Raw genomic sequence first — 19740 nt, 5'->3', positions numbered from 1 at the left:
GGGGGTACCCCCCTCCTAAACAAAAAAATCATCACTCCGAACAATTAATTCCTATAAAACGCTTGACTGGAGGTAAGAAAGGGGCTGGGACATAAGTGGATTTTTTGTAAGAATTCTCTTTTATCATTAATAAGAATCTGATAATTTTTGAAAATTGATTGAAGTGAAGGGGCGAGTGTAGCTGCCGGTTGCGCCTTTCGCTACAGAGCAATGTTTTTCTGTACCGAAAGCGAAGCGTCAGGTACAAAGCTTCCTGCGGGAACAGCCCGTGACTCGAGACCCCGCAGGAGTGTAGCGACGAGGAGGCTCTGGGCCAGCCCTGGATGCGCGTCCCCGGAACGGAAATCAATTTTCCGCTTAGCAAAAAAACGTCATTTTTCTCATCAAGAAAAATGGCGTCTTTTAGTTTTGTCCCAGCCTCATAATTCTATTTTTTTCAAGCCGCTATCAGTATTAAAATAAACGCTTCCATCCTCAACAAATAAATTATTTACTTCTTTTTTATATATAATAGACTCTTCTGTACCGTCTTTTTTAATTTTTGATAAATATCCACCATGAGAATAATTGCTAAAATATAGCCAATCACTATATCCAACAATGTATTGTGCTCGACTATCCGTTAACCGTGTATTTTCCCCTGTATTTAAATCGAGTCGATATAACCTATTATTATCATCCACATTACTATAGTAAATCATCCCATCTACTTCATAAGCATGATCTACTTGAGCCATAAATGCGTATTTATTACTGTCGGCACTTGGATAATCAGATTGTATCCAGCTATGGTCAAGCTCCATCTTTTCATCATTCATTAGGAAGTATCCATAGCTGACAATATTTTTTCGATCTGGAGTCGGATCATTCCAAGTTGTGTCAAGATGATACCATTCTCCATCGACTTTTACTAGGTTCCAAGCATGGCCTCCAGTATATACTTCCCCGACAATATATTTTGTTTCTACTCCAAGTGCTTGCAGCATTTTAAGCGCAAGTAATGCATATCCTTGGCAAACCCCTCTGTTTTCTTGCACAATTGCAAAGGCACTGTGAGGACTTGCTGACGTCTCTTCACTATATTCTGTATTTTTTACAATATAGTCATTTACAAACTTCACTCGTTCAAAATCCGTCAATGATGCTGGATCTACTGTAGCAAGGATAGCTGCTACTTTTTCATTTACTACTTCTTCTTGTGCTACATTAGTTAAATAGGATTGATGTACTTTTATGTTTGCACCAAATTGATTATATTCAAACTCTATTTTCCGATCAGCTAGATGGCCGAGAATATATTGATCCCGATTAGCAGCTTCTTCAACAGCAGTTTCAATAATTGTTTCGATATTAGTTGTACTTCCATCATAACGAATCTCAAAATCTGTTTCCCAGCGACTAAAATGATAATAAAAAGCTTCAGCCAGTTCCTCCGTTGTTTCAACCGAGCTTGGTAATTTAGCATCCACTGCTGTAATAGTTGAAGCAGTTTGGACAATCGTATCTTTCGCAGTAGAAGATACGTTTGATAGAACTTCTGAAGTTGCATCTTGTATATTTATATTATTTTCATTTAATAAAACATTTACATCACTTACCAACTTAGAGCCGAAATCATATGTCGGCTTAAGCAGTACAATGACAATTACGAGAAATATTATTCGTTTTAACATAGTACAATCACCTCAGGATTCCGGCTTTTGAAAGTTGTTATTCTTCTAATGATTATATTTCATATTCAATAGAAGGTAGATAGTTCTCACCAAAAATTTTCTTTAACAGTTCATGCCCTTCTTCTTTCATTTCATCTGTAATAGATGCATAAACCACAGAAATAGCTTTAACAATGATAACTGTATCATCCGCTAAGCCAACAGCAGGTAGAAAGTCTGCTATAAGATCTATTGGTAATATAAAATATCCTAGTACACCAACAATCATAAGTTTATGTTCTTTTGGCATATTGGGGCTTTTTAATGCACAGTACAATGTTGCCACACCGTGTAATGCTTTAAATCCTAAATTTAAGCCAGCTTTTCTTAGCTTGTTTAAAAACTTATTTGGTGTGTAATGCTTTTCTTTTCCCCTTACTACTGGTTCTAGTTGAAAATTTTCATCCATTTTACTTTCCTCCTCAAATACCATGAACAAAAAATCTATTGCCTAGTACTATCATTACCAATTAATTAAAAAAGTACTACATAAAAGAATATTCCCTGCAAGAATAGTAGCCCTTTTTGTAGTACTGTAATATTTACGATTTAAAAAAGCAAAAGTTTCAGCTCAATTATGATGTTTTCGATTTTTCGAATATGTAATTAACATTTGTTGAAGTAATTTATGCGTATTAATAATCTCATCATAAAACATAATCGAGTTTTTTTTCAACTTTAACTTGCCTATTGGTATTTCATAAATTGGAATGTTTCTCTTAATTGCCTCTACTAGCATGTTTGTATCGTAGCTAAATGATTCCCCTGGAACTTTTATACACCAATATAACTGTTGTTTAGGAATACAACGCAAGCCCGTTTGCGTATCGAGCAAGCGTTTATGGAATAGCAAACTAAATAATATAGATGCAGTACGATTGCCAATCGAGCTTGTTAGAGGCATATCCTTTGAATTAAAGCTCCTCACTCCTAAAATAATCCCGTCTGAAAATATAGCTGCATTTTGTAAAATTCGCTGTACATCATCAAGCTTATGTTGGCCATGAGCCCCGACCGTTATAACAAAATTCACATGTTTTATATATGTTATTACGTATTGAAAACCAGTTTTTAATGCTCTTCCTTTCCCTTTATTCTTTTGATGGGTCAATACGATGCAACCATCAAGCTTTCGAAGTTCATCAAATACAACTTGATACTTCTCATCACTTCCATCATTAATAATGATGACTTTTTCTATATCAAATTTCAGCATATTTTTGACGTAACCAATTAACGCGTTTAATGGATTTAGAGCAGGTATAATTACAACAATCTTTGTCTTCACCACAGCATATTCCCCTTAGAAAAAATATAGGTATATTACTAAATATTTTATCCCTGTCAAAAATCAACTCCAGTGGCTTTTCAATTAAATAACACTATTATCAGAAAGGTCCTCAATTTCTATGTGTTTAAAGTTACGTACATCAAACAGGCCTGTATCTGTTAATTTTAGTTCCGGAATAACGGGTAAACTTAAAAAAGATAATGTTAAGAAGAAATGATAGTGTAAATCAGGATGAATTTGATGAAGGGCTTCATGAACCTCCTGAATTTTTTGTACTGCTTCTTCTGCAGGAAGAGTTGTCATTAACCCTGCAAGCGGTAATGCTAAAGAGCCGATAACCTTACCTTCATCTACAACCACCAATCCTCCTTGCATGGTTTGAAGGGCTTCTAGTGCTGTAATCATATCCTCATCATTAGTACCAACGACTATTGCATTATGGGAATCATGAGCTACAGTAGTTGCCACAGCACCTTTTCGTAGTCCAAAGCCATGAACAATTGCTAAACCCTTCGTCCCTAGAGAATGATGCCTTTCAATGACTGCAAGTTTTAACAAATCCTTCTCGACAGAAGGGACAAACAGACCATTTAGAACATCTACTTGTTGTTTTATATGTTTTGTCGTAATCTGATTTGGCATTATCTTAATGACATTTGCATAATTACTATTCCGAAAAGGAATCTCAAAGTCTTTTGGAGTTAGAGATGGGATATGAACTGAATGAAGGATTGATTTATTTATACTATTTGGTGCCTTTTCCTCATGAAGTGCTTTGCCATTTTCAGCAACCTTCACACCATCCTTCCAAACTGATGATATTTTCATACTTTGTAAATCCTCTATCGTAATAAAATCAGCAATGTATCCTTCAGCAATTGCACCTTTATCATATAATCGATAGCATTCTGCAGCATTTAAAGTCGCTAATTGGATAGCCTGAAGTGGATTCATTCCATGTTTTATAGCAAGGGAAATAGAAAAGTTAATACTGCCTTCCTTCATGAGCTCGTCCAAATGTTTATCATCAGTACAGAATGCAAACCTCCGCGCGTTTGCAGGAGTTACTGCCGGCAATAAATCAACTAAGTTTTTAGCAGCTGAGCCTTGTCGGATAAACACATACATTCCTTGTTTAATACGTTCCCGCGCTTCCTCAGCAGTTACACATTCATGGTCAGTCTGAATGCCTGCAGCACGATAGCCGCGAATTTGATCTCTACTTAGACCTGCACCATGACCGTCAATGATTTTATTTACATTTTGAATAAGGGATAATTTCTCTAACATGTCCAAATCAGCATTTAAGACTGCTGGATAATCCATGACTTCTGCAAGCCCTAAAACCTTTTCATTTTGGAGAAATGGAGATAGATCCTTTGCTTTCATAACTGCTCCTGCATGTTCAAATGAGGTGCTTGGAACACTAGAGGGAAGCATAAAATAAATATCCATTTTGGCATTATTTGCTTCGTTCAACATGAACTCTATTCCGGTAGATCCAGATACATTCACAATTTCATGTGGATCTGTAATGACTGAGGTAATTCCATGGGGCAACAAAAGTTGACTGAATTGGGATGGTGGTAACATAGATGATTCAATATGAATATGTGCATCAATTAAGCCTGGTATTACATATTTGCCATTTGCATCTTCAACGCTTTTCGCTGTAAATTCATCTTTCTCATCTAGTGCAATTATTTTGCCGTCCGCAACTACGATATTGGCCTTTCTCCAGCATAATGAAAAAACATCTGCTACAATCGCGTTTTTCAAAATAAAATCCGCTTCTGTTCTCTTTTGTGAAGTATTAATCAATCTCTCTACTGCTCTAATATCCATATTACTTTCACCCTCCTCAATTATCTATTATCTACATCGTATTTTAAAAGTAATCTTTTCATTACTTTACTATAAAATAAATCGTGGCGTTCTTCATCTCCTAGCTATTACAGTAGTTCCTTTAATGTGGGGAAAATCGAGGCCAAAAGAATTTGCTTATATTACTAATAAGAATAGGTTAATTTTTGAAAATTGATTGGTGAAGGTTCAAATGCATCAGCTCCTGTTGCTGAGTTTTCGATAAATTTATCTCTATTCTGTTAATTCTATAAAACTTTTAAATTCCAAAAATATTCCCCTAAATTTTAAATAGGTAATTCATCAGTTATTGTATAACCGCTAAATATATAAATATTATTGTCTAATCGTGAAATTCATAGTAAAGCAACTAAGAAAGAAAAAGAGAAAGAGTAAGATATCCTCTTTCCCTTAGCAATTATATTGTTTGTTTGGTTCCACTTTCTTTAGCATTGCTTTGATTTTTAAAATATCCTGCTGCAAGTATAATGACTGTTATGATTGCTAAAATTACATACGACAAAGCCCCATGTGGAAGATCAACCAGGTTATTTAGACTTTTATCTTTTAAAATCATCTCACCTGCTGTCCAAGCAAGAATCCCAGCACCTATATACGCAATCCAAGAGTACTTTTCCATAGCTTTAACAATAAATTTAGAGCCAAAAATCATAATAGGAATACTAATAAGAACACCAAGCGCGATCATCCCGATATGACCATGAGCAGCCCCAGCTACAGCTACTACATTATCTAAGCTCATAACAGCATCTGCAATAATAATGGTTTTAATGGCTTGAAACAGACCATTATGTGACTCAATATTAGCATCCTCTTCCCCTTCTACCAATACCTTATAAGCAATCCAAAGAAGTAGGGCACCACCGATAAGATTTACGTATGGGATTTGCAGTAGGTATACAATAATTGCTGCAAATGCAATTCGCAAAATAACAGCTCCTGCTGTTCCCCAAAAAATGGCTTTATTTTGTAATTCTTTTGGTAGATTTCTAGTTGCCATCGCTATAACGACCGCATTATCACCTGATAGTATAATATCTATCAATATTATTTTAAGTAGTGCTGCTAGCGCTGCAGATGAAATAGCAAAATTAAGCGCTAGAAATAAGTTTTCCATCTTTGTTCATTTCTCCTTTTTAAATAACAGATATTATATCTGTAAACCATATGAAGAATATTATAGTTTATCTTGAAACGGTAGTCTACGAGGTTAGAGGTGAGGGGTTAAAGTTTTTCGTTCACTTTCTTATAAATTTATAAATGAAGCTAGGGCATAAGTTGGAAACTTATTAATTATTATACAAATCGTGAAAATAAAACCGCATGAAATCAAGATTTTAAATTTGATTTCATGCGGTTTAATAATTTTTATAAGGTTTTGTTCCAGTCCCTTATTGATTTTATGAAACTACTTGGCCAAATTCTTCTTGAAACGCATTTATTGCGGACTCAATGTCTACTGTTCTTCCTAGATCTTGAAGGACTTCCCCTATTGATTGAATAGCTTGCTCAAGCATTTCTTTCGTCGTATTCCCCATATGGCCAATGCGAAACGCTTTGCCTGACAAATGTGCAAGAGCCCCTGCAACAATTACACCTTTACTTGCTAGACTTGTTCGAAAAGCTGCATCGTCTACACCTTTAGGATACAGCATACAACTTAATGTAGGAGCAGCCACTTGTTCATCAGCTAAAGCTTCCATACCATATGTTCGAAGGGCAGCACGCAAACCTCGACCAAAGGCAATATGGCGCATTTCACGCTTTTCAATTCCTTCATCTAGTACAATTTTCATTGCTGTATTATAGGCATAAATTAAATTGACCGGCGGGGTTGCAAAGTATTTCGATGGATCCTGCATTATTGGTAGCCAATTTTTTATATCACAATAATAGGCAGATATTTGTCCTAGTGATTCACGGGCTTGCAGTGCCGTTTGGTTAAATGCAACAATTGCAAGTCCAGGCGGGATGCCAATTGCCTTTTGGGACCCTGTTAGCACAACATCTATTTTATAATCAGGATGACCGTAACCTTTACTCATATTTTCATTCAATGCGGCTGTTGCAACAACTCCATCTAAAATAACTAGAGCCCCTGCCTTTTTAATAATTGGCACTAGTTTATCCAAATTTGAAATAACCCCTGTTGATGTATCCGCATGTGTGATAGTAACGGCTTTATAAGCTCCTTCTGCCAATTTCTTCTCAACTAGTGTTTCATCAACTTGTTGTCCCCATTCAGATTGCAGCACATCCACTTCAATTCCATAAGCGTTTGCCAATGGGGTAAATCGATCTCCAAAATAACCGTGGCTTATAACTAGCAGTTTTTCACCTTTGCCTACTGTGTTAACGATTGCCATTTCCATAGCAAGTGTACCAGAGCCTGCTACAACGAATACTTCTCCGTCTGTTTGCAGTAATTGTTTTGTCTGATTTAGCGCGTTTTTGTATATTGCGACAAATCGGGAATCTGTATGCCCCCTTGTTTCTTCCGCTAATGCCTCATAAATTTCATCAACTACTGGTGTTGGCCCCGGCACTAAAAGCATTTCAATATTTTTCATCCCATAATCCCCTTTGCTATGTATGTTTTTTCTCCTAACTAAACAATTTCTCCAAACTATAAAAATATCCTTCAAAAAAATAAAAAAGAGAAAAGAGGATGAAAATAAAGATAGTATTTTTAAAAATTTCAAGCTTAGAAAATCGTATAATAGCTTCTTAAAGTAGAGCGATATATTAAAATTCTTAACTGATATAAAAACTTTTACTAGATACTTTTAAAAGTTATATTTTTATCGAAAAAAAAGCCTTGCCAGCTTCTTAAAGCCAGTAAGGCATCCATCCCCAATTTGCATTATATTTTTACTAAACCCCTTGTTTTTTCGTGAATTATCAATTTAGGAGGCACCCTTTTGATAATGTTTCCTCTTTTTTAGCTTATTTTTTCGTAACCTGGCAAAGTTAGAAATTCTACAAACTCATCTTGCTCGATTAAAGATTTAAACAGTTCTGCCGCCTCGTCGTATCGACCACTGTTAAAGAGACGTTCCCCAACAGCCTCTTTAATTTTAGCGAGCTCATCTTGTAAAATTTCTAAAGTTAATTCCAATGTTACTTTACGGCCGTCTTCAAGAATTCCCTTTTCATGTCGAATCCATTGCCATACTTGAGTACGTGAAATTTCTGCAGTTGCTGCATCCTCCATTAAGTTATTAATCGGAGCGGCTCCATTGCCACGTAACCAAGAAGCAATATATTGAACCCCTACACTTGCATTAACGCGAAGCCCCTCTTCTGTAATTGTACCCTCTGGAACGGCCAACAAATCGTTCGCAGCTACATTTACATCCTCACGTTTCTTATCAATTTGGTTTGGAGTTTTCATAACTGCATCAAACTGCTCCATTGCAACTGGTACTAAACCTGGATGGGCAACCCACGTACCATCATGGCCATCTGTAGCTTCACGGCGTTTATCTTCTGCAACCTTTGCAAATGCGATTTTATTCGCTTCTTCGTCATTTTTAACTGGAATTTGCGCTGCCATACCACCCATTGCTGGTGCATTTCGTTTATGACAAGTTTGAATACATAGTGATGTATATGCTTTCATAAATGGAACGGTCATTGTTACTTGCCCACGATCAGGCAAAACTACATTTGGTTGATTACGTAAGCGTTTTATGAAACTGAATATATAATCCCAACGTCCACAATTTAATCCTGCTGAATGTTCTCGCAATTCATAAAGAATTTCATCCATCTCAAAGGCAGCTACAATTGTTTCAATTAGTACAGTTGCTTTAATTGTACCTTGTGGAATACCTAAATACTCTTGTGCATAAACAAATACATCATTCCATAAACGTGCTTCTAAATGGCTTTCAAGCTTTGGTAAGTAAAAATAAGGTCCTGTACCTCTTTCAAGTAATTTTTTAGCGTTATGGAAGAAGTACAATCCGAAGTCAAAGAGGCTGCCTGACATTGGTTCGCCATCTACTAGTACATTTTTTTCAAGTAAATGAAGCCCTCTTGGACGGACTATTAGTACAGCAATTTGGTCATTCAATTTATAAGTTTTTCCATTAGACTCTTGTGTATATTCAATAGTTCGCCGCACTGAATCACGCATATTGATTTGACCGGCAATCATATTTTCCCATGTCGGTGTTGATGCATCTTCAAAGCATGCCATAAACACTTTCGCTCCAGAATTCAACGCATTAATAACCATTTTTCTATCAACTGCTGGTCCAGTAATTTCTACACGACGATCTTGCAAATCTGCAGGAAGCGGTGCTATTGTCCAATCTCCTGTACGAATATGCTCTGTTTCTTGTAAGAAATTGAGTTGATCCCCAGCATCAAGTCTTTTTTGACGGTCTTTGCGTTTTTCCAACAGCTCCTTCCGTTGTTCATTGAACTTACCGTGAAGAGAAACAATGAACTCTAATGCTTCAGGAGTCAATATTTCCTTTGCTTGTTCTGTCAGTTCCCCAACAATTTTAAGCCCTTCAGTTGTTGCTTGCTTCATATTCAAGATCCCCCATCCTTATATGAATACTTAATAAATAGCCTCGATTAATTTTTTCCCTTTATTTAAAACCTTTTAGTTTGCTGCTCGTTACCGAGGCTACATAGATTTATAATAAAACTTATACAAACTGTGCTGTTTCAGTTGAACCTGCCATCGCAGTTGTAGATGAAGTACCGCCGGAAATTGTTTGTGCAACTTCGTCAAAGTAACCAGTTCCCACTTCGCGTTGGTGCTTTGTTGCAGTATAACCTTTTGACTCTAAGTCAAATTCTGCTTGTTGCAATTTAGAGTAAGCAGCCATACCATTATCTTTATAATCAACAGCAAGCTCGAACATTGATTTGTTAAGTGAATGGAAGCCTGCTAATGTTACGAATTGGAACTTATAGCCCATTTTTGCAATCTCACGCTGGAATTCCGCGATTTCATTATCCGAAAGTTTTGCTTTCCAGTTAAATGATGGAGAGCAGTTATAAGCTAACATTTTACCAGGGAATTTTGCATGAATGCCTTCAGCAAATTCACGAGCTTCTTCTAGTGATGGTTTTGACGTTTCACACCAAATTAAATCTGCATATGGTGCATAAGCTAAACCACGAGCAATTGCTTGTTTGATGCCAGCTCTTGTACGGAAGAACCCTTCTGGTGTACGTTCTCCAGTGATAAATTCAGCATCACGTGGGTCTATATCGCTTGTTACCATGTCAGCAGCGTCTGCATCTGTACGAGCAATTAAAATTGTATCGACACCCATTACATCCATTGCAAGACGTGCAGCAACTAAGTTACGTACAGCATTTTGAGTTGGAAGTAATACTTTACCACCTAAATGACCGCATTTTTTCTCTGATGCTAGTTGATCTTCTAAGTGAACACCAGCTGCACCAGCTTCTATCATGCCTTTTACAAGTTCGAATACATTCAATGGCCCCCCAAAGCCAGCTTCAGCATCCGCTACGATTGGTGCAAACCAGTCAAATCCATCATTGCGCCCTTCTGCGTAATCAATCTGATCTGCACGCTGCAATGCCTGATTAATACGTTTAACAACTTGTGGTACAGAGTTTGCCGGATATAGAGATTGGTCAGGATACATTTGTCCTGCAAGATTTGCATCAGCAGCTACTTGCCAACCTGATAAGTAAATTGCTTTCAGACCAGCCTTTACTTGTTGTACTGCTTGATTACCAGTTAATGCACCTAACGCATTAATGAAATCTTCTTCATGTAAAGATTTCCATAGGCGTGCAGCACCACGTTTTGCTAAAGTCTGCTCAACTACTACAGAGCCTTGTAATTTCACTACTTCTTCTGCTGTATAAGGTCTTTCAATCCCTTTCCATCGTGGGTTTTCAGCCCAATCTTTTTTAATAACCTCGATTTTTTCTTGTCTTGTTGACATGAACATTCCACACCTTCCCCTTATTTTAAATACAGTCTGTCAGAAAAAAATTTTTAGTATATCTGTTCCATAACAGAAGTATTTATTGTAAATTAATATATAACAGAGTGAATTTATTATCATTATTTTTTGACGAAACATTAAATATTTAGGATAAAAAGGCAATTTTGCAAGATGAAGTATTTAGATTTGTATTTCACATAGGGGGATTCTAAATATGGAGGTTAATAATTTGCATGTTTCTAAAGAGAGGCTGGAGCAATTTAAAATACTTTTAGAGGATTGGCTGCCAAAGGAAGCATCAATTGCAATCGCTTTGGATAATTCGTATGTTTATTACGCTCCAAGTAATCATCATTTACATTTAGACATTGGCAAGAACATTCATCCCGATAGTATTGCAGCTCGTGTGCTAAAATCTAAAACTAAAACTGAAGCAATAATCGATAACTCAATTTTTAACATACCTTATTATGCAATGGGTTATCCAATTTATCTTGATCAACGTGAAGCAGCTTTGGTTATTGTATTACCCTCAACTTACATCCCAGAGAAACAAGAACCTTATAAATTTTTAACAGGCAAACAGGATGAAGATTGGACGCCTATTCCGATTGAACAAATTTCACATATTGAAAGCTTGCAAAAACGAACATGGTTCTATACTCAAAATGAACAATACAAAACAAATATAACTTTAAAAGAACTGCAAACGAAGCTGCCCGAGTTCTTTTTACGTATTCACCGATCCTACATTTTAAATATTTATTTCATAAAGAGGATTTCCAGGGATCTAGCTTCAAACTTTGTTATAGAACTAAAAAATGGTGCAGAGCTTCCCGTAAGCCAATCTTATATAAATGACTTACGAAAGGTACTGGAATTTTAATTAATTAAAAGACTAATAGTGAAGCAAAAGTTTCTTATTTCGGATAATGGCTTTGATTCCCTACTGTCCGTTATTAATTTTGACAATGAAGGAATATAAAAAACCGCTGAAAATTCAGCGGTTTCATTTGCGAAGCGACGTCCTACTCTCACAGAGGTGCCCACAACTACCATCAGCGCTATCTCGAAGCACGATAACACATCGGATTCCTGCGTCACCTTCGTCTGTGCGGTGCTCACGTACTTTGTACGCTCCGCTCCTCTCTTCCTCGTTTCCTTGGACTCCTTGGTTCTCGCGCTTCTCGAATCAATTCTTATTTGTTTTTTCTTGTTATTCTTTTTTCCTTCTAATACGCGCCGAACAAACCTTCGGTTCTTGGTAGTTGAGGGCTTCCTTTTCCACATAAAAAAACCGCTGAGATTCAGCGGTTTCATTTGCGAAGCGACGTCCTACTCTCACAGGGGGAAGCCCCCAACTACCATCGGCGCTAAAGAGCTTAACTTCCGTGTTCGGTATGGGAACGGGTGTGACCTCTTTGCCATCATCACTTCACTTTTTGGCTTCCAAGAATTATTTTCTTGAAATCCTCTTTATTAAATTGAGAGTTCGTTCTCTCAAAACTGGATAAAGACATTGAATGCGTTCAAAATTTTGGTTAAGTCCTCGATCGATTAGTATTCGTCAGCTCCATGTGTCGCCACACTTCCACCTCGAACCTATCTACCTCATCGTCTTTGAGGGATCTTACTTACTTGCGTAATGGGAAATCTCATCTTGAGGGGGGCTTCATGCTTAGATGCTTTCAGCACTTATCCCGTCCACACATAGCTACCCAGCGATGCCTTTGGCAAGACAACTGGTACACCAGCGGTGTGTCCATCCCGGTCCTCTCGTACTAAGGACAGCTCCTCTCAAATTTCCTACGCCCACGACGGATAGGGACCGAACTGTCTCACGACGTTCTGAACCCAGCTCGCGTACCGCTTTAATGGGCGAACAGCCCAACCCTTGGGACCGACTACAGCCCCAGGATGCGATGAGCCGACATCGAGGTGCCAAACCTCCCCGTCGATGTGGACTCTTGGGGGAGATAAGCCTGTTATCCCCGGGGTAGCTTTTATCCGTTGAGCGATGGCCCTTCCATGCGGAACCACCGGATCACTAAGCCCGTCTTTCGACCCTGCTCGACTTGTAGGTCTCGCAGTCAAGCTCCCTTGTGCCTTTACACTCTACGAATGATTTCCAACCATTCTGAGGGAACCTTTGGGCGCCTCCGTTACCTTTTAGGAGGCGACCGCCCCAGTCAAACTGTCCACCTGACACTGTCTCCTACCCCGCTAAGGGGTATGGGTTAGAATTTCAACACAACCAGGGTAGTATCCCACCGACGCCTCCCTCGAAGCTGGCGCTCCGAGTTCTCTGGCTCCTACCTATCCTGTACAAGTTGTGCCAAAATTCAATATCAAGCTACAGTAAAGCTCCACGGGGTCTTTCCGTCCTGTCGCGGGTAACCTGCATCTTCACAGGTACTATAATTTCACCGAGTCTCTCGTTGAGACAGTGCCCAGATCGTTACGCCTTTCGTGCGGGTCGGAACTTACCCGACAAGGAATTTCGCTACCTTAGGACCGTTATAGTTACGGCCGCCGTTTACTGGGGCTTCAATTCAGAGCTTCGTGATGCCACTAACCCCTCCTCTTAACCTTCCAGCACCGGGCAGGCGTCAGCCCCTATACGTCACCTTACGGTTTTGCAGAGACCTGTGTTTTTGCTAAACAGTCGCCTGGGCCTATTCACTGCGGCTCTCTCACGAGAGCACCCCTTCTCCCGAAGTTACGGGGTCATTTTGCCGAGTTCCTTAACGAGAGTTCTCTCGCACACCTTAGGATTCTCTCCTCGACTACCTGTGTCGGTTTGCGGTACGGGCACCTCCCGCCTCGCTAGAGGCTTTTCTTGGCAGCGTGAAATCAGGTACTTCGCTCATACGAACTCCCCATCACAGCTTGGCGTATTAGGAAGCGGATTTGCCTACTTCCACGCCTTACTGCTTGGGCGCGCATAACCAACAGCGCGCTTACCCTATCCTACTGCGTCCCCCCATTACTCAAACGGCGGGGAGGTGGTACAGGAATATCAACCTGTTGTCCATCGTCTACGCCTGTCGGCCTCGACTTAGGTCCCGACTAACCCTGAGCGGACGAGCCTTCCTCAGGAAACCTTAGTCATACGGTGGATGGGATTCTCACCCATCTTTCGCTACTCATACCGGCATTCTCACTTCTAAGCGCTCCACCAGTCCTTCCGGTCTGACTTCAACGCACTTAGAACGCTCTCCTACCACTGACATCAAAGATGTCAATCCACAGCTTCGGTGAATCGTTTAGCCCCGATACATTTTCGGCGCAGCGTCACTCGACCAGTGAGCTATTACGCACTCTTTAAATGATGGCTGCTTCTAAGCCAACATCCTGGTTGTCTAAGCAACGCCACATCCTTTTCCACTTAACGATTACTTTGGGACCTTAGCTGGTGGTCTGGGCTGTTTCCCTTTTGACTACGGATCTTATCACTCGCAGTCTGACTCCCGTGTATAAATATCTGGCATTCGGAGTTTGTCTGAATTCGGTAAAGCGAGATGCCCCCCTAGTCCAAACAGTGCTCTACCTCCAGTATTCTTAATCACGAGGCTAGCCCTAAAGCTATTTCGGAGAGAACCAGCTATCTCCAAGTTCGATTGGAATTTCTCCGCTACCCACACCTCATCCCCGCACTTTTCAACGTGCGTGGGTTCGGGCCTCCAGTGAGTGTTACCTCACCTTCACCCTGGACATGGGTAGATCACCTGGTTTCGGGTCTACGACCACGTACTCATTCGCCCTATTCAGACTCGCTTTCGCTGCGGCTCCGTCTTCTACAACTTAACCTTGCACGTAATCGTAACTCGCCGGTTCATTCTACAAAAGGCACGCTATCACCCATTAACGGGCTCTAACTACTTGTAGGCACACGGTTTCAGGTTCTATTTCACTCCCCTCCCGGGGTGCTTTTCACCTTTCCCTCACGGTACTGGTTCACTATCGGTCACTAGGGAGTATTTAGCCTTGGGAGATGGTCCTCCCGGATTCCGACGGAATTTCACGTGTTCCGCCGTACTCAGGATACACTCAAGAGGGAATGAACTTTCGACTACAGGGCTTTTACCTGCTCTGGCGGACCTTTCCAGATCGCTTCGCCTAATTCATTCTTTTGTAACTCCGTATAGAGTGTCCTACAACCCCAAGAGGCAAGCCTCTTGGTTTGGGCTCTTCCCGTTTCGCTCGCCGCTACTTAGGGAATCGAATAATTTCTTTCTCTTCCTCCAGGTACTTAGATGTTTCAGTTCCCTGGGTATGCCTTCATGACGCTATGAATTCACGTCAAGATACTGCTCCATTACGAACAGTGGGTTCCCCCATTCGGAAATCTCCGGATCAAAGCTTACTTACAGCTCCCCGAAGCATATCGGTGTTAGTGCCGTCCTTCATCGGCTCCTAGTGCCAAGGCATTCACCGTGCGCCCTTCATAACTTAACCTAATTGCGGCTTCCGATACACATCGCATACTTTCGTCAATTTCACTCGTTCGAATCCTCACGTACGTAGGTACGCTCCGGTCCTCACTCGTTCATTTCCTTGTACTGCTCGTGTCTCGAAACCCTTGAAGTTAGTTACAGCTTTTCTATAAAGAAAAGACTTAAGAACTTACAATAAATTTCTTGAACTTTGTTTGTTTCAATGTCGTTTTATCCAGTTTTCAAAGAACGAAATTACTAAATTGAAGATAATTCATTTACATGAACTCTTCAAAACTGAACACAAAACGTTAATGTTAGTTGATCAAATCAACTATTCCGTTAAAATCCTTAGAAAGGAGGTGATCCAGCCGCACCTTCCGATACGGCTACCTTGTTACGACTTCACCCCAATCATCTGTCCCACCTTCGGCGGCTGGCTCCTAAAGGTTACCTCACCGACTTCGGGTGTTACAAACTCTCGTGGTGTGACGGGCGGTGTGTACAAGGCCCGGGAACGTATTCACCGCGGCATGCTGATCCGCGATTACTAGCGATTCCAGCTTCATGTAGGCGAGTTGCAGCCTACAATCCGAACTGAGAACGGTTTTATCGGATTGGCTCCCCCTCGCGGGTTGGCAACCGTTTGTACCGTCCATTGTAGCACGTGTGTAGCCCAGGTCATAAGGGGCATGATGATTTGACGTCATCCCCACCTTCCTCCGGTTTATCACCGGCAGTCAGATTAGAGTGCCCAACTGAATGATGGCAACTAATCTCAAGGGTTGCGCTCGTTGCGGGACTTAACCCAACATCTCACGACACGAGCTGACGACAACCATGCACCACCTGTCACCGCTGTCCCCGAAGGGAAGGCTATGTCTCCATAGCGGTCAGCGGGATGTCAAGACCTGGTAAGGTTCTTCGCGTTGCTTCGAATTAAACCACATGCTCCACCGCTTGTGCGGGCCCCCGTCAATTCCTTTGAGTTTCAGTCTTGCGACCGTACTCCCCAGGCGGAGTGCTTAATGCGTTAGCTGCAGCACTAAGGGGCGGAAACCCCCTAACACTTAGCACTCATCGTTTACGGCGTGGACTACCAGGGTATCTAATCCTGTTTGCTCCCCACGCTTTCGCGCCTCAGCGTCAGTTACAGACCAGAAAGTCGCCTTCGCCACTGGTGTTCCTCCAAATCTCTACGCATTTCACCGCTACACTTGGAATTCCACTTTCCTCTTCTGCACTCAAGTCCTCCAGTTTCCAATGACCCTCCACGGTTGAGCCGTGGGCTTTCACATCAGACTTAAAGGACCGCCTGCGCGCGCTTTACGCCCAATAATTCCGGACAACGCTTGCCACCTACGTATTACCGCGGCTGCTGGCACGTAGTTAGCCGTGGCTTTCTAATAAGGTACCGTCAAGGTACAGCCAGTTACTACTGTACTTGTTCTTCCCTTACAACAGAGTTTTACGATCCGAAAACCTTCTTCACTCACGCGGCGTTGCTCCATCAGGCTTTCGCCCATTGTGGAAGATTCCCTACTGCTGCCTCCCGTAGGAGTCTGGGCCGTGTCTCAGTCCCAGTGTGGCCGATCACCCTCTCAGGTCGGCTACGCATCGTCGCCTTGGTGAGCCGTTACCTCACCAACTAGCTAATGCGCCGCGGGCCCATCCTATAGCGATAGCAGAACCATCTTTCAGCATTTCATCAGGAGATGAAATGAATCATTCGGTATTAGCCCCGGTTTCCCGGAGTTATCCCCAACTATAGGGCAGGTTGCCCACGTGTTACTCACCCGTCCGCCGCTAACATCTTAAGAAGCAAGCTTCTCATCAGTTCGCTCGACTTGCATGTATTAGGCACGCCGCCAGCGTTCGTCCTGAGCCAGGATCAAACTCTCCATAAAAGAAAATTTGATAAAAGCTCTAAATTACACTGGCATCATATTTGATGTCCAAAATTTTTGTTTCGTTCACCGACGAGGGTCAGTTACTAAAAACTTTATTTCATTAACGTTTTGTTGTTCAGTTTTCAAGGTTCATGGTGGAGCCTAGCGGGATCGAACCGCTGACCTCCTGCGTGCAAGGCAGGCGCTCTCCCAGCTGAGCTAAGGCCCCAAAATGTTATATATGGTCGGGAAGACAGGATTCGAACCTGCGACCCCTTGGTCCCAAACCAAGTGCTCTACCAAGCTGAGCTACTTCCCGTTAAAATTTTATTTTGGCGCGCCCGGCAGGAGTCGAACCCACAACCTTCTGATCCGTAGTCAGACGCTCTATCCAATTGAGCTACGGGCGCTAATATAAATGGTGCCGAGGACCGGAATCGAACCGGTACGGTAGTCACCTACCGCAGGATTTTAAGTCCTGTGCGTCTGCCAGTTCCGCCACCCCGGCACATTTGGAGCGGAAGACGGGGTTCGAACCCGCGACCCCCACCTTGGCAAGGTGGTGTTCTACCACTGAACTACTTCCGCATGTGCTTATGTTTAATATCTGGCATAGTTTATAAATTAATTGGTGCGGGTGAAGGGAGTCGAACCCCCACGCCTTGCGGCGCTAGATCCTAAGTCTAGTGCGTCTGCCAATTCCGCCACACCCGCATTAATTATTAAAACTGGTGAGCCATGAAGGACTTGAACCTTCGACCCTCTGATTAAAAGTCAGATGCTCTACCACTGAGCTAATGGCTCGAAAAATGGTGCCGGCGAAAGGACTTGAACCCTCAACCTACTGATTACAAGTCAGTTGCTCTACCAATTGAGCTACACCGGCTTTATGGTGGAGGATGACGGGCTCGAACCGCCGACCCCCTGCTTGTAAGGCAGGTGCTCTCCCAGCTGAGCTAATCCTCCGTTTTACCAAGCCTAGCAACGTCCTACTCTCACAGGGGGAAGCCCCCAACTACCATCGGCGCTAAAGAGCTTAACTTCCGTGTTCGGTATGGGAACGGGTGTGACCTCTTTGCCATCATCACTAGACTTAAGTTTCATATGCTGGCTTCGTCTTTGCTTTGAACTTAGACGAAGTTAGTTTATTAATTTGAGACAAGGTTTATTATACTACTTTAAATGCTAATTGCAAGCATTTTTTAAAGTAATATTTTTTCTCGTTCTCTCAAAACTGGATAAAGACATTGAATGCGTTCAAAATTTTGGTTAAGTCCTCGATCGATTAGTATTCGTCAGCTCCATGTGTCGCCACACTTCCACCTCGAACCTATCTACCTCATCGTCTTTGAGGGATCTTACTTACTTGCGTAATGGGAAATCTCATCTTGAGGGGGGCTTCATGCTTAGATGCTTTCAGCACTTATCCCGTCCACACATAGCTACCCAGCGATGCCTTTGGCAAGACAACTGGTACACCAGCGGTGTGTCCATCCCGGTCCTCTCGTACTAAGGACAGCTCCTCTCAAATTTCCTACGCCCACGACGGATAGGGACCGAACTGTCTCACGACGTTCTGAACCCAGCTCGCGTACCGCTTTAATGGGCGAACAGCCCAACCCTTGGGACCGACTACAGCCCCAGGATGCGATGAGCCGACATCGAGGTGCCAAACCTCCCCGTCGATGTGGACTCTTGGGGGAGATAAGCCTGTTATCCCCGGGGTAGCTTTTATCCGTTGAGCGATGGCCCTTCCATGCGGAACCACCGGATCACTAAGCCCGTCTTTCGACCCTGCTCGACTTGTAGGTCTCGCAGTCAAGCTCCCTTGTGCCTTTACACTCTACGAATGATTTCCAACCATTCTGAGGGAACCTTTGGGCGCCTCCGTTACCTTTTAGGAGGCGACCGCCCCAGTCAAACTGTCCACCTGACACTGTCTCCTACCCCGCTAAGGGGTATGGGTTAGAATTTCAACACAACCAGGGTAGTATCCCACCGACGCCTCCCTCGAAGCTGGCGCTCCGAGTTCTCTGGCTCCTACCTATCCTGTACAAGTTGTGCCAAAATTCAATATCAAGCTACAGTAAAGCTCCACGGGGTCTTTCCGTCCTGTCGCGGGTAACCTGCATCTTCACAGGTACTATAATTTCACCGAGTCTCTCGTTGAGACAGTGCCCAGATCGTTACGCCTTTCGTGCGGGTCGGAACTTACCCGACAAGGAATTTCGCTACCTTAGGACCGTTATAGTTACGGCCGCCGTTTACTGGGGCTTCAATTCAGAGCTTCGTGATGCCACTAACCCCTCCTCTTAACCTTCCAGCACCGGGCAGGCGTCAGCCCCTATACGTCACCTTACGGTTTTGCAGAGACCTGTGTTTTTGCTAAACAGTCGCCTGGGCCTATTCACTGCGGCTCTCTCACGAGAGCACCCCTTCTCCCGAAGTTACGGGGTCATTTTGCCGAGTTCCTTAACGAGAGTTCTCTCGCACACCTTAGGATTCTCTCCTCGACTACCTGTGTCGGTTTGCGGTACGGGCACCTCCCGCCTCGCTAGAGGCTTTTCTTGGCAGCGT

The 19740-nt window shown here is 42.1% G+C and carries 9 protein-coding genes, 9 tRNA genes and 5 rRNA genes (1 of these 23 cut by a window edge); 1 reads left to right on the top strand and 22 read right to left on the bottom strand.

What is annotated here, in order from left to right; genetic code table 11:
* Positions 1-419: 419 nt before the first annotated feature.
* From MKY04_RS00880 to aceA, 8 genes are all read right to left on the bottom strand, one after another.
* On the bottom strand, positions 420-1673 hold the full coding sequence (locus MKY04_RS00880) for a transglutaminase domain-containing protein (protein WP_346235179.1): 1254 nt from the start codon (positions 1671-1673) through the stop codon (positions 420-422).
* Positions 1674-1725: 52 nt separating this feature from the next.
* A complete protein-coding gene (locus MKY04_RS00875) occupies positions 1726-2121 on the bottom strand; it encodes a YkvA family protein (protein WP_346235178.1) in 396 nt (131 codons plus the stop codon).
* A gap of 162 nt (positions 2122-2283) precedes the next feature.
* Positions 2284-3003 (bottom strand): glycosyltransferase family 2 protein, encoded by a 720-nt coding sequence (locus MKY04_RS00870; RefSeq protein WP_346235177.1) that lies wholly within the window; start codon positions 3001-3003, stop codon positions 2284-2286.
* 81 nt (positions 3004-3084) lie between these two features.
* Positions 3085-4848: an adenine deaminase gene (gene ade, locus MKY04_RS00865; RefSeq protein WP_126296074.1), complete on the bottom strand. Its 1764-nt coding sequence runs from the start codon at positions 4846-4848 to the stop codon at positions 3085-3087.
* 436 nt (positions 4849-5284) lie between these two features.
* Positions 5285-6004, bottom strand: coding sequence for a TerC family protein (locus MKY04_RS00860; protein ID WP_346235176.1), 720 nt, complete (start codon positions 6002-6004; stop codon positions 5285-5287).
* 283 nt (positions 6005-6287) lie between these two features.
* Positions 6288-7457, bottom strand: a complete 1170-nt coding sequence (locus tag MKY04_RS00855; RefSeq protein WP_126296075.1) for a pyridoxal-phosphate-dependent aminotransferase family protein — start codon at positions 7455-7457, stop codon at positions 6288-6290.
* Positions 7458-7828: 371 nt separating this feature from the next.
* The gene (aceB, locus tag MKY04_RS00850) at positions 7829-9430 is read right to left on the bottom strand and encodes a malate synthase A (RefSeq protein WP_126296076.1); all 1602 of its coding nucleotides are present in this window, start codon (positions 9428-9430) and stop codon (positions 7829-7831) included.
* 121 nt (positions 9431-9551) lie between these two features.
* Complete coding sequence (gene aceA / locus MKY04_RS00845) at positions 9552-10835, bottom strand: isocitrate lyase (protein ID WP_126296077.1); 1284 nt, start codon at positions 10833-10835, stop codon at positions 9552-9554.
* A gap of 217 nt (positions 10836-11052) precedes the next feature.
* On the opposite strand from aceA, the gene MKY04_RS00840 reads away from it, so the two are divergent.
* On the top strand, positions 11053-11724 hold the full coding sequence (locus tag MKY04_RS00840; protein WP_126296078.1) for a LytR/AlgR family response regulator transcription factor: 672 nt from the start codon (positions 11053-11055) through the stop codon (positions 11722-11724).
* 436 nt (positions 11725-12160) lie between these two features.
* Here the strand turns inward: MKY04_RS00840 and rrf (MKY04_RS00835) are convergent.
* The 14 genes from rrf (MKY04_RS00835) to MKY04_RS00770 form a co-directional block, all read right to left on the bottom strand.
* Positions 12161-12276, bottom strand: a 5S ribosomal RNA gene (rrf, locus tag MKY04_RS00835).
* Positions 12277-12375: 99 nt separating this feature from the next.
* Positions 12376-15296 (bottom strand): 23S ribosomal RNA (locus MKY04_RS00830).
* Between the two features lie 333 nt (positions 15297-15629).
* Positions 15630-17181 (bottom strand): 16S ribosomal RNA (locus MKY04_RS00825).
* Between the two features lie 135 nt (positions 17182-17316).
* Positions 17317-17392: transfer RNA gene (locus MKY04_RS00820), tRNA-Ala, on the bottom strand.
* Between the two features lie 13 nt (positions 17393-17405).
* Positions 17406-17482: transfer RNA gene (locus tag MKY04_RS00815), tRNA-Pro, on the bottom strand.
* Positions 17483-17496: 14 nt separating this feature from the next.
* Positions 17497-17573 (bottom strand) — tRNA-Arg (locus tag MKY04_RS00810).
* Between the two features lie 9 nt (positions 17574-17582).
* A tRNA-Leu gene (locus MKY04_RS00805) sits at positions 17583-17671 on the bottom strand.
* A 5-nt stretch (positions 17672-17676) separates the two neighbouring features.
* Positions 17677-17751 (bottom strand) — tRNA-Gly (locus MKY04_RS00800).
* Positions 17752-17792: 41 nt separating this feature from the next.
* Positions 17793-17877, bottom strand: a tRNA-Leu gene (locus MKY04_RS00795).
* A gap of 15 nt (positions 17878-17892) precedes the next feature.
* A tRNA-Lys gene (locus MKY04_RS00790) sits at positions 17893-17967 on the bottom strand.
* A gap of 6 nt (positions 17968-17973) precedes the next feature.
* A tRNA-Thr gene (locus tag MKY04_RS00785) sits at positions 17974-18049 on the bottom strand.
* Positions 18050-18053: 4 nt separating this feature from the next.
* Positions 18054-18129, bottom strand: a tRNA-Val gene (locus tag MKY04_RS00780).
* Between the two features lie 10 nt (positions 18130-18139).
* Positions 18140-18255, bottom strand: a 5S ribosomal RNA gene (rrf, locus tag MKY04_RS00775).
* 173 nt (positions 18256-18428) lie between these two features.
* A 23S ribosomal RNA gene (locus tag MKY04_RS00770) occupies positions 18429-19740 on the bottom strand; it runs 1609 nt beyond the window's last position.
* The 16S, 23S and 5S rRNA genes sit together here with 9 tRNA genes alongside, the layout of an rRNA operon.

It is taken from the genome of Lysinibacillus telephonicus (assembly GCF_039654155.1).
Lineage (GTDB): Bacteria > Bacillota > Bacilli > Bacillales_A > Planococcaceae > Ureibacillus > Ureibacillus telephonicus.
This window is presented reverse-complemented; position numbering and strand designations above follow the sequence as displayed.

Excerpts from the sequence above, each read along its gene's own strand:
- MKY04_RS00840 (WP_126296078.1), top strand. The coding sequence starts at position 11,053 with ATGGAGGTTAATAATTTGCATGTTTCTAAAGAGAGGCTGGAGCAATTT.
- ade (WP_126296074.1), bottom strand. The coding sequence starts at position 4,848 with ATGGATATTAGAGCAGTAGAGAGATTGATTAATACTTCACAAAAGAGA.
- MKY04_RS00875 (WP_346235178.1), bottom strand. The coding sequence starts at position 2,121 with ATGGATGAAAATTTTCAACTAGAACCAGTAGTAAGGGGAAAAGAAAAG.
- aceA (WP_126296077.1), bottom strand. The coding sequence starts at position 10,835 with ATGTCAACAAGACAAGAAAAAATCGAGGTTATTAAAAAAGATTGGGCT.
- MKY04_RS00880 (WP_346235179.1), bottom strand. The coding sequence starts at position 1,673 with ATGTTAAAACGAATAATATTTCTCGTAATTGTCATTGTACTGCTTAAG.
- MKY04_RS00860 (WP_346235176.1), bottom strand. The coding sequence starts at position 6,004 with ATGGAAAACTTATTTCTAGCGCTTAATTTTGCTATTTCATCTGCAGCG.
- MKY04_RS00855 (WP_126296075.1), bottom strand. The coding sequence starts at position 7,457 with ATGAAAAATATTGAAATGCTTTTAGTGCCGGGGCCAACACCAGTAGTT.
- aceB (WP_126296076.1), bottom strand. The coding sequence starts at position 9,430 with ATGAAGCAAGCAACAACTGAAGGGCTTAAAATTGTTGGGGAACTGACA.